8 protein-coding genes and 1 pseudogene are annotated in these 10,264 nt (G+C 71.5%); 1 reads left to right on the top strand and 8 read right to left on the bottom strand.

Annotated elements, in window-relative coordinates; genetic code table 11:
• Nucleotides 1-163 precede the first annotated feature (163 nt).
• From QH283_RS21110 to QH283_RS21095, 4 genes are all read right to left on the bottom strand, one after another.
• A complete protein-coding gene (locus tag QH283_RS21110) occupies nucleotides 164-1,504 on the bottom strand; it encodes a M16 family metallopeptidase (protein WP_280504707.1) in 1,341 nt (446 codons plus the stop codon).
• Between the two features lie 50 nt (nucleotides 1,505-1,554).
• Nucleotides 1,555-3,825, bottom strand: a complete 2,271-nt coding sequence (locus QH283_RS21105) for a polyribonucleotide nucleotidyltransferase (RefSeq protein ID WP_280504705.1) — start codon at nucleotides 3,823-3,825, stop codon at nucleotides 1,555-1,557.
• A 420-nt stretch (nucleotides 3,826-4,245) separates the two neighbouring features.
• Complete coding sequence (gene rpsO / locus QH283_RS21100; RefSeq protein WP_280504704.1) at nucleotides 4,246-4,515, bottom strand: 30S ribosomal protein S15; 270 nt, start codon at nucleotides 4,513-4,515, stop codon at nucleotides 4,246-4,248.
• 164 nt (nucleotides 4,516-4,679) lie between these two features.
• Nucleotides 4,680-5,639 (bottom strand): bifunctional riboflavin kinase/FAD synthetase, encoded by a 960-nt coding sequence (locus tag QH283_RS21095; protein WP_280504703.1) that lies wholly within the window; start codon nucleotides 5,637-5,639, stop codon nucleotides 4,680-4,682.
• A 253-nt stretch (nucleotides 5,640-5,892) separates the two neighbouring features.
• Here QH283_RS21095 and QH283_RS21090 point away from each other — a divergent pair, with 253 nt between their 5' ends.
• The gene (locus QH283_RS21090) at nucleotides 5,893-6,597 is read left to right on the top strand and encodes a metal-dependent transcriptional regulator (RefSeq protein WP_280504706.1); all 705 of its coding nucleotides are present in this window, start codon (nucleotides 5,893-5,895) and stop codon (nucleotides 6,595-6,597) included.
• Nucleotides 6,598-6,616: 19 nt separating this feature from the next.
• Here the strand turns inward: QH283_RS21090 and truB are convergent, their stop codons facing one another.
• The 4 genes and pseudogenes from truB to QH283_RS21070 form a co-directional block, all read right to left on the bottom strand.
• Entirely contained in the window at nucleotides 6,617-7,552 is a 936-nt protein-coding gene (truB, locus tag QH283_RS21085; RefSeq protein ID WP_280504702.1) for a tRNA pseudouridine(55) synthase TruB, read from the bottom strand.
• Nucleotides 7,552-8,238, bottom strand: a complete 687-nt coding sequence (gene npt / locus QH283_RS21080; protein WP_280504701.1) for a 4'-phosphopantetheinyl transferase Npt — start codon at nucleotides 8,236-8,238, stop codon at nucleotides 7,552-7,554. Before npt ends, truB begins: the two co-directional genes overlap by 1 nt.
• Nucleotides 8,239-8,314: 76 nt before the next feature.
• Entirely contained in the window at nucleotides 8,315-9,271 is a 957-nt protein-coding gene (locus QH283_RS21075; RefSeq protein WP_280504700.1) for a metallophosphoesterase family protein, read from the bottom strand.
• A 103-nt stretch (nucleotides 9,272-9,374) separates the two neighbouring features.
• Nucleotides 9,375-10,264: pseudogene (locus QH283_RS21070) on the bottom strand (hypothetical protein); the annotation flags it as partial.

Below are 10,264 nucleotides of genomic sequence, written 5' to 3'. Positions count from 1 at the left end.
CCTCGCCGCCGTCACCGCACGCGGCGGCGCTCACGGCCACGACAGCCTGTGCGGGCGCGGCCGTGAGCACGCGGGCGACGCGAACGACTCCTCCGATGCGGATCATCCGACCTCCTCGTCAGCCAGTGAGCCCGCCCCGGGGGACGAGCCGGGGACGTCCTGCTCAGGCGACCAGCCTGCGCACCGCGGCGGGCAGATCGCGGGTACGCCGGTACGGCCCGGTCGCCGAGGCCGCGAACGGCCGCGAGAGCAGCGTGGACGCCACCGCCGCGACCTCTTCGGTCGTCACCGCGTCGATGCGCGCCAACGTCTCGGACACGCTGCGGTGGTTGCCGTAACTGAGTTCGCTGCGGCCGATGCGGTTCATCCTCGACCCGGAATCCTCCAGCCCGAGCACCAGCCCGCCACGCAGCGAGCCCTTGGCCCTGGCGCACTCGGCATCGGTGACGCCGTGCTCGGCGACCTCCTCGAGCACCCCGCGCGCCAGCGCCGCCACCTCGCCGAGATTCTCCGGCTGACAGCCCAGATACACCGAGAAGGCGCCGGTGTCGGCGAAGGTGTCCACGCTCGAGTACACCGAATAGGCCAGCCCGCGCTCCTCACGGATGCGCTGGAACAGCCGGGAACTCAGCCCGCCGCCGACGACGGTGTTGAGCACCGACAGCGGCCAGCGGCGCTCGCCCTCGTGCCTGCCGAAGGCGCGCACCCCGAACACCAGGTGTGCCTGCTCGCTGTCGCGATAGCTGCGCCGCAACTCCGGCACCGCGCGCCCGCGGAAGGTGCCCTCCCGGCGCGGCGCAGGCCGGGCGGCGGGGTCGAGCCGGGCGGCGAAGGCGCGGTGCACCAGCTCGACGGTGTGCTCGTGCTCGACATTGCCCGCCACCGCAACCACCATCCGGTCCGGCCGGTAGCGGCGCAGGTGGAAGCCGCGCAGCTGGGCGGCGGTCATCGATTCGATCGACTCCACCGAGCCGATCACCGGACGGCCGATCGGGTGATCGCCGAACAGCGCGGTCAGGAAGGCGTCGCCGACCAGGTCCTCGGGGTCGTCGTCGCGCATGGCGATCTCCTCGAGCACCACCTGCCGCTCCACGTCCACGTCGACCGAGCGGCACAGACCGTTGAGCACCACGTCGGAGACCATGTCCACCGCCAGCGGCAGATCCTCGTCCAGGACGTGGGCGTAATAGCAGGTCTGCTCCTTGGCGGTGAAGGCGTTCAGCTCGCCGCCCACCGCGTCCATGGCCTGCGCGATGTCCAGCGCCGAGCGCGTCGGCGTGGCCTTGAACAGCAGATGCTCGAGGAAGTGCGCCGCGCCCGCCACGGTGCGGCCCTCGTCGCGGGAGCCGACCCCGACCCACACGCCGACCGAGGCCGACCGCACGCCGGGCACGTGCTCGGTCACCACCCGCAGGCCGCCGGGCAGCACGGTCCGGCGCACGCCGGAGCCGCTGTCGGCCGCCTCGTCGATCTGCCGTTGCACGGACGAACCCCCCTGCGGCAGCAGGGGGGTCGTCGTGTTCTTCTTGCTCACAGAGTCAAGTACTACTCGGTTCAGGCTTCCGACGCAGACCCGGCGGCGGCGTCGGCGGGCTCCTCGGCGGCGTCCTCGACCGGCACCAGCGAGATCTTGCCGCGATTGTCGATGTCGGCGATCTCCACGCGCAGCTTGTCGCCGACGTTCACCACGTCCTCGACCTTGGCCACCCGCTTGCCCTGACCCAGCTTGGAGATGTGCACCAGGCCGTCGCGGCCGGGCAGCAGCGAGACGAACGCGCCGAAGGCGGTGGTCTTGACGACCGTGCCGAGGAAGCGCTCGCCGACCTTCGGCAGCTGCGGGTTGGCGATGGCGTTGATCGCGTCGATCGCGGCCTGCGCCGACGGGCCGTCGGTCGCGCCGACGAACACGGTGCCGTCGTCCTCGATGGAGATGTTGGCGCCGGTGTCCTCGGTGATCTGGTTGATGACCTTGCCCTTGGGGCCGATCACCTCGCCGATCTTGTCGACCGGGATCTTGATCGCGGTGACGCGCGGGGCGTAGGGGCTCATCTCGTCCGGGGTGGCGATGGCCTCGGCCATCACGTCCAGGATGGTGGTGCGGGCGTCGTGCGCCTGGCTCAGCGCGCCTGCCAGCACCTTCGAGGGGATGCCGTCGAGCTTGGTGTCCAGCTGCAGCGCGGTGACGAAATCACGGGTGCCCGCGACCTTGAAGTCCATGTCGCCGAAGGCGTCCTCGGCGCCGAGGATGTCGGTCAGCGCGACGTAGCGCACCTCGGACTCGCCCTTGTCGTTGGTGACGGTGTCCGACACCAGGCCCATGGCGATACCGGCGACCGGGGCCTTCAGCGGCACACCAGCGTTCAGCAGCGACAGGGTGGAGGCGCACACCGAGCCCATCGAGGTGGAGCCGTTGGAGCCGAGCGCCTCGGAGACCTGACGGATGGCGTAGGGGAACTCCTCCTGGCTGGGCAGCACCGGGATCAGCGCCCGCTCGGCCAGCGCGCCGTGGCCGATCTCGCGGCGCTTCGGCGAGCCGACGCGGCCGGTCTCACCGGTGGAGAACGGCGGGAAGTTGTAGTGGTGCATGTAGCGCTTGCTGGTCTCCGGGCCGAGCGAATCGACCTGCTGGGCCATCTTGACCATGTCCAGCGTGGTGACGCCCATGATCTGGGTCTCGCCGCGCTCGAACAGCGCCGAGCCGTGCGCGCGCGGCACCACGGCCACCTCGGCCGAGAGCGCGCGGATGTCGGCCAGGCCGCGGCCGTCGATGCGGAAGCCGTCGGTCAGGATGCGGCGGCGCACCAGCTTCTTGGTGACCGAGCGGAAGGCCGCGCCCAGCTCCTTCTCGCGACCGGCGAACTTCTCGGCCAGCTCGTCGAGCACGGCCAGCTTGATCTCGTCGGTGCGGGCCTCGCGGGCCTGCTTGTCGGCGATGCTCAGCGCCTCGTCGAGGTCGGCCTTGGCCGCGGCCTCGACCGCCTCGAAGACGTCGGCCTCGTACGGCGGGAACAGCGGGAACTCGCCGGTCGGCTTGGCGGCCAGCTCGGCCAGGTCGGCCTGCGCGCGGCACAGCCGGGCGATGAACGGCTTGGCGGCCTCGAGGCCCTCGGCCACGACGGCCTCGGTCGGCGCCTGCGCGCCGCCCTCGATCAGCTCGATGACCTTCTCGGTGGCCTCGGCCTCAACCATCATGATGGCCACGTCGCCGGACTCGACGACCCGGCCCGCGACGACCATGTCGAAGACGGCGTCCTCGAGCTGCTCGACGCTCGGGAAGGCGACCCACTGGCCGCCGATGAGCGCCACGCGCACGCCGCCGACCGGGCCGGAGAACGGCAGGCCTGCGATCTGGGTGGACGCCGAGGCGGCGTTGATGGCCACCACGTCGTACAGGTCGTTCGGGTCCAGGCTCAACACCGTGACCACGACCTGGATCTCGTTGCGCAGGCCGTCGACGAACGACGGGCGCAGCGGCCGGTCGATCAGGCGGCAGGTCAGGATCGCGTCGGTGGAGGGGCGGCCCTCACGACGGAAGAACGAGCCGGGAATGCGGCCCGCGGCGTACATCCGCTCCTCGACATCGACCGTCAGCGGGAAGAAGTCGAACTGGTCCTTGGGCTGCTTGCCCGCGGTGGTGGCCGACAGGAGCATGGTCTCGTCGTCCAGGTAGGCGACGACCGCGCCCGCGGCCTGACGGGCCAGGCGGCCGGTCTCGAAACGCACGGTGCGGGTGCCGTAGCTGCCGTTGTCGATCAGCGCGACCGATTCGAACACACCCGGCTCGACCTCGACGGCCGAGGACTTGCGTTCAGTTGTCTGCGTCATCTTTTCTTCTCTCAACCTCCCGCCTCCCCGGGCCGCCGCGTCCGTGACCGCACGCCGGTGACCCGGCTTTCGTCAGCCGTATCCGGCACGGTCGCGCGGTGGCCCTCCTGGCCACGACGCGCGCACCCGGCCTGCTCCCCCTTGGGAACGGCGACGCGGAGGCGGTCATCGATCGAAGCCCGCCGACCGTGATCGCGGCGCTCCCCGCGTTCGGGGAGCGCGATCCGCTCGAAAGGCCACTACCGAAGACCGACGCCACGCGACGGGTGCCTACGGCTGTGCACATGTTGTCCGCGTGTCAGGGGAATGCGCCATGGCGGACTCGCCGCGGCGGACTACCCCATCAACACGAATAGCCAACGGGGAAGAGTGTACGTCTCCCCGTTGGCTATCGACCTACCGGCTCGCACAGAGCAGGTTTCAGCGGCGCAGGCCCAGTCGCTCGATGAGGGCGCGGTAACGCTGGATGTCCTTGTCCGCCAGGTACTTCGACAGCCGCTTGCGGCGGCCGATGAGGGCCATCAGGCCGTGGCGGGTGTGGTGATCGTGCTTGTGCTGCTTCAGGTGCTCGGTGATGTCGGCGATGCGCTTGGACAGCAGCGCGATCTGCGCCTCCGGGGAACCGGTGTCCTTCTCGTGCAGGCCGTACTCGGCCAGAATGGCCTTCTTCTGTTCGGTGGTCAGCGCCATGGGGGCATCCGTCCTGTTTCTCAGTTCCGCGCTCGAATGGTGTCGGGATCATCCCGGCGGGGCAGCCACCGCGGACCGCAGCAAACCCGGGGAGACACTGTACCGGAGCCGCCGCGCCGTCCCTCAGCGGGTCCCCGCGGCGAGCGGATTCCGGCGCGGCCGGGTCAGCCTGCCAGGATGCGGCGCGCCCTGTCGACGTCGCGGCCCATCGCCGCTATCAGCTCGTCGAGCCCGTCTAACTTCTCCATGCCGCGCAGATGCTCGACTATGTCGACCGCGACGTGCTGGCCGTACAGGTCGGCCTTGCCGTCGATGACGTAGGCCTCGACGGTGCGGGCCCGACCGGAGAAGGTGGGGTTGGTGCCCACCGAGACGGCCGCCATGGCGCGCTCGCCCGGCGTCACGGTGCCGATGGTGGGACCGGGGCCGAGCACGGTGAACCAGCCCGCGTACACGCCGTCGGCGGGAATGGCCGCGTACATGGGCGGCGCGACGTTGGCGGTGGGGAAGCCGAGTTCGCGGCCACGGCCGTCGCCGTGCACGACCACGCCCTCCACCCGGTGCGGGCGGCCGAGGGCCTCGGCGGCCGAGCGCATGTCGCCCGCGTCGACGCAGGCGCGGATGTAGGTGGAGGAGAAGGTGACGGCGTGCTCACCCACCAGCTTGACCCCGTCGACCTCGAAGCCGAAACGCTGCCCGAGTTCTCGCATGGTGGCCACGGTGCCCGCGGCCTTCTTGCCGAAGGTGAAGTTGTCGCCGACCACCACCTCGGCCACGTGCAGACGCTCGACGAGCAGGTCGTGCACGTAGCTCTCCGGGGTGAGCTTCATGAACTCCGGGGTGAAGGGCATGACGCAGAAGACGTCGATGCCGAGCTCCTCGACCAGTTCCGCACGGCGGGTCAGGGTGGTCAGCTGCGCGGGATGCGAGCCGGGCCGCACCACCTCCATCGGATGCGGATCGAAGGTCATCAGCACCGACGGAACGCCGCGCGCCGCGGCCTTCTTCACCGCTCTGCTGATCAGTTGCGCGTGGCCGCGGTGCACACCGTCGAACACGCCGATCGTGAGCACGCAGCGGCCCCAGTCCGCGGGCACATCGTCGAGACTTCGCCATCGTTGCACACGCGAAGCCTACGCAAACCGGTCGGCGAACCATATTCCGGCCGGGCAACTCCCGCCCGTGTCACACGCCCGGTCACGCTCTGCTTCCCGGCCGGTGTACAGCCGGTGAACTGCGCACAGGATGTGACACAGGGATGTGTGCGACGGCGACGTGTTGCCTAAGCTCGATGGTGTGCCCGGTAAGAGAGATGTCACCACCCGCCGCGAGCTGAGCGACGCTTCCGTGAACACCGCGGACGCGACGGAGGCCACGGTGGCGGGTGCTCCGACGCTCGCGCCGGACCTGACCTCCGTCGCCCAGGACTACCTCAAGGTCATCTGGACCGCGCGGGAGTGGTCACAGGAAGAGAAGGTGACCACCAAGCTGCTCGCCGAGCGCATCGGCGTCTCGGCCTCCACGGTCTCGGAGGCGGTGCGCAAGCTCGCCGACCAAGGGCTGGTCGAACACGCCCGCTACGGCTCGATCACCCTCACCGAGCAGGGCAGCCGGGCCGCGGTGGCCATGGTGCGCAGGCACCGGCTGCTGGAGACCTTCCTGGTCAACGAACTCGGCTACGGCTGGGACGAGGTGCACGACGAGGCCGAGGTGCTCGAGCACGCCGTCTCCGAACTGCTGATGGCCCGCATCGACGCCAAGCTCGGCTACCCCGACCGCGACCCGCACGGCGACCCGATCCCCTCGGTCGACGGCGACGTGCCGACCCCGCCCGCGCGTCAGCTCAGCGAGTTCACCGCCGGCCAGCGCGGCCGGGTGGCCCGCATCTCCGATTTCGACCCGGACATGCTGCGCTACTTCGACTCGGTCGGCATCGCGCTGGACACCGTCATGGAGGTGCTGGAGCGCCGCGACTTCGCCGGCACCATCGCGGTGCGCATCGGCGCCGCCGACACCCCGGTCGATCTGGGCAAGCCCGCCGCGGAGGCGATCTGGCTCACCACCGGCGCCGGCGCGGTCTGAGGCCACGCGGCCGGGGCGGCTAGTCGACCAGACCGCGCGGCCGCACCACGAAGACCGGCGAGGCGCGCCTGCCCTTCTCCTCCAGCAGCGCGATGGCGGCGCCCTCCTCGGTCACCGCCGCGTACACGCCCTTCCTGCCGATCGGGTCGAGCCAGCGGCCGTCGCGCAGCACGCGGGCCTGCTCGTCGTCGATCACGCGGTGCGGGAAGGCGATCCGCACCGCCTCGTCCATGTCAACGTTCAGGGTCGGGTTCTCGGCCAGCTCGTCGAGGGTGCGGGCGTGCTCGAGGGTGAACGGGCCGACCCTGGTGCGGCGCAGCGCGGTGAGGTGCCCGCCGACGCCGAGCCCGGCGCCGAGGTCGCGGGCCAGCGCGCGCACATAGGTGCCGGAGGAGCACTCGACCACCACGTCCAGGTCGACCGCCGTCGTCCCGTCCGGTCCAGGCACGTCGCGGCGGGCCAGGACGTCGAAGCGGGAGACGGTGACCGGCCTGGCCGCCAGCGTCACCTCCTCGCCCGCGCGATGGCGGGCGTAGGCGCGTTCACCGCCGACCTTGATGGCGCTGACGGTGGCGGGCACCTGCTGGATGTCGCCGGTCAGCGCGGCCACGCCTGCGGCGATCGCCTCGTCGGTGAGGTGCGCGGCGTCGGCGGTGCTCAGCACCTCGCCCTCGGCGTCGTCGGTGGTGGTGGCGCTGCCGAGCCGGACGGTGGCGGTGTAGGCCTTGGTGGTCAGGGTGAGCAGGCCGAGCAGCTTGGTGGCGCGCTCCACCCCGAGCACCAGCACGCCGGTGGCCATCGGGTCGAGGGTGCCCGCGTGCCCGATCTTGCGGGTGCCGAGGATCTTGCGGCAGCGCGCGACCACGTCGTGACTGGTGAACCCGCCGTCCTTGTCGACGATCAGCAGGCCGCCGAGCACGTCGACCCGGCGCACCGGAGGATGCGACGCCGCCATCAGACGTGCGCGATCGCGGTCAGGATCAACCCGTCGGTGATCAGCCAGCGGCCCTCGAAGGAGGTCAGCGGCAGACCACCGTCGTTGACCTGGCCCGGCACCAGCAGCTCTGATCGGAAGGTGCCCGAGCCGGTGGCCTTGCCCGCCTCGCCCGACTCGTTCGTCTCGTCGACGGTGAAGCTGATGTGCGCGTCCTCGAAGCCGAGCCAGCGGGCGGTGAGCGGGAACCAGGCCTTGTAGGTGGCCTCCTTGGCGCAGAACAGCAGCCGGTCCAGGTGCAGCGCGGAGTCGTTGGCGCGCAGCCACTCCCGCTCCTGGGGCAGGCTCACCGAATCGAGCACCCCGTCCGGCAGCGCGCCGTGCGGCTCGGCGTCGATACCGACCGAGCGGAAGCGCAGCCTGTGGCCGAGCGCCGCGGCGCGGTAGCCGTCGCAGTGGGTGAGGCTGCCGACGATCCCGCGCGGCCAGACCGGAGCGCCGCGCTCCCCCTTGCCGATGGCCACCGGCTCCTCACCGAGGGCGGCGAGCGCCTGGCGCGCGCAGTGCCTGGCGCCGATGAAATCGCGGCGGCGCTTGTCGACGGCATTGGCGATGAGGTGTTCTTCGGCCGGATGCGCGCGCAGGTCGGCGGGGAAGTCCAGCAACTCGGCGGCGGCGATCCCGCTGGGCAGAATGTTCTCGATCATCGCCGACGAGCCTAGTCCAGCGGGGCCGCAGTGTTCCCGCCCCTACATCACCCGTCCCTACATCACCCGTAGCGGGTCACACGCCGCGGCGACGCTGGGCCTTGGCACGCATCTCGGCCGCGGCCGCCTCCATCTCGGGCGTGAGCGTGAAGTGGCCGCCCCACTTGTTCAGCGTCCCCGGCGGGTATTCCGGGGTGGGCAGGATCTGGCGCAGCAGCCGATCGGGCAGGCCGCGGCGCTGCCACTCGCGCGGGTAGCCGAGCGAGACCTCCTCGAAGCGCACGCCGTCGTAGTAGGAGGTGCGCGGGATGTGCAGATGGCCGTAGACCGAGCAGACGACGTTGTAGCGGGTGTGCCAGTCGGCGGTCTTCACGGTGCCGCACCAGAGCGCGAACTCCGGGTAGAACAGCACGTCGGTGGGTTCGCGCACCAGCGGGAAGTGGTTGATCAGCACCACCGGCGTGCCCTCGGGCAGCTGGTCGAGCCTGCGCTGGGTGAGTTGCACCCGGTCGTGGCACCAGGCGTCGCGGGTGAGATAGGGGTCCGGCGAGAGCAGGAACTCGTCGGTGGCGACGACATTGCGCGAGCGGGCGATGGCCAGGCCGTCGGCCTTGCCGGTCGCGCCGTCGGGCAGGAACGAGTAGTCGTAGAGCAGGAACATCGGCACCAGGGTCACGGCGCCGCCGTACTGTTCGCTGCCGGGGCCGCGCCACACCGGGAACGGGTCCTCCGGGGTGGCCACGTCCAGATCCCGGCAGATCGACACCAGGTAGTCGTAGCGGGCGACGCCGTGCATCTGCACCGGGTCCTTGGCCGTGGTCCACAGCTCGTGGTTGCCCGGCACCCAGATCACCTTGGCGAAGCGCTCCCGCAGCAGCGCCAGCGCCCAGCGGATCTCCTCGGTCTTCTCCCCCACGTCCCCGGCCACGATCAGCCAGTCCTCGGGCGAGTCGGGCCGGATCTGCTCGACGACCGGCCGATTCCCTTGGTGGCCGACGTGAATGTCGCTCACCGCCATCAACTTGGGTATCACCCGATCCACCTTGTCACATCGCCGCCGCGGACCGGCACGACCCACCGCCCTCGCCCCCCGGGCCCGGACCGCCACCCGGCCGGGCAGGCACGGTATCGCCCGGTCAGGCCGGATGCGGCCAATGCATCCGCGCCGCGGGCGCCACCCCGGGAGCCACCCGCAGCCTGCCGTCCGGCTCCCGCCTGCACGAGGCCACCGCCACGTGGCACGGCCTGGGCACCTCCGCCGGAATCGCCACCCCGCCGTCGATCTGGTACCGCATGTTCGTGACCTTCCAGGCCCGCGCACCCGGCTCGTCGTGGGTCAGCGGCGGCCGGTCCGCCCGCACCACCACCATCACCTCGGTGATCCCGGCGGGCCAGTCGAACACCAGCAATCCGTCGTGCTCGGCCAGCCCGGCGACCGCGGGGATACCGCCCGGCGTCGGGTCGGTCGGCAGATCGGCCGCGCTCGACGCGCCACCCGTCCGCCCCTCGCCCTCGGCAGGTGCACTCGCTCCCGCCCGTTCCCCCGGCGCGGCATCGCGTCCGCCCGCCGTGGGCTGCCCGGCGGGCACGATCCTGGTCGTCGCCGCGTGATCGACGGTGGATTCAGCGGCGGGGCCGGGCCGGCCGGCTCCCGTGGCGGGGGCGCTCCGTTCGCTTCCGGCGGGCGTGACCTGGTCGGCCTGGGCGTGCTGCCTCGGCCGGGAGGGCCGGGTGTAGTCGATGCGACCGGTCGAGGGGGTGGGCGATGCCGTGGCGGGGCGGGCAGTGGCGGGGCGGGCAGTGGCGGGGCGGCCGGGGGCGTCCGAGCGGGCGGGCTCGGAATAGCGGCCGGCGAGGGCGGTGGCGACCGCGTAGACGGGGATCTCGCCCGCGGGCGCGCCGCCGTCCTCGATCTCGGTGGTGTGCGTGCGGCCGACGACGCGCCAGGAACCGTCGGGGCGCAGGGCGGTGACGCGGTAGTCGGCGCGTTCGGTGGTGGGGGCCGACCAGGTGACCAGGACCGAAC

Origin of the sequence: Nocardia farcinica (assembly GCF_029867845.1) — a bacterium.
GTDB classification, from domain to species: Bacteria; Actinomycetota; Actinomycetes; order Mycobacteriales; family Mycobacteriaceae; genus Nocardia; species Nocardia farcinica_A.
This window is presented reverse-complemented; position numbering and strand designations above follow the sequence as displayed.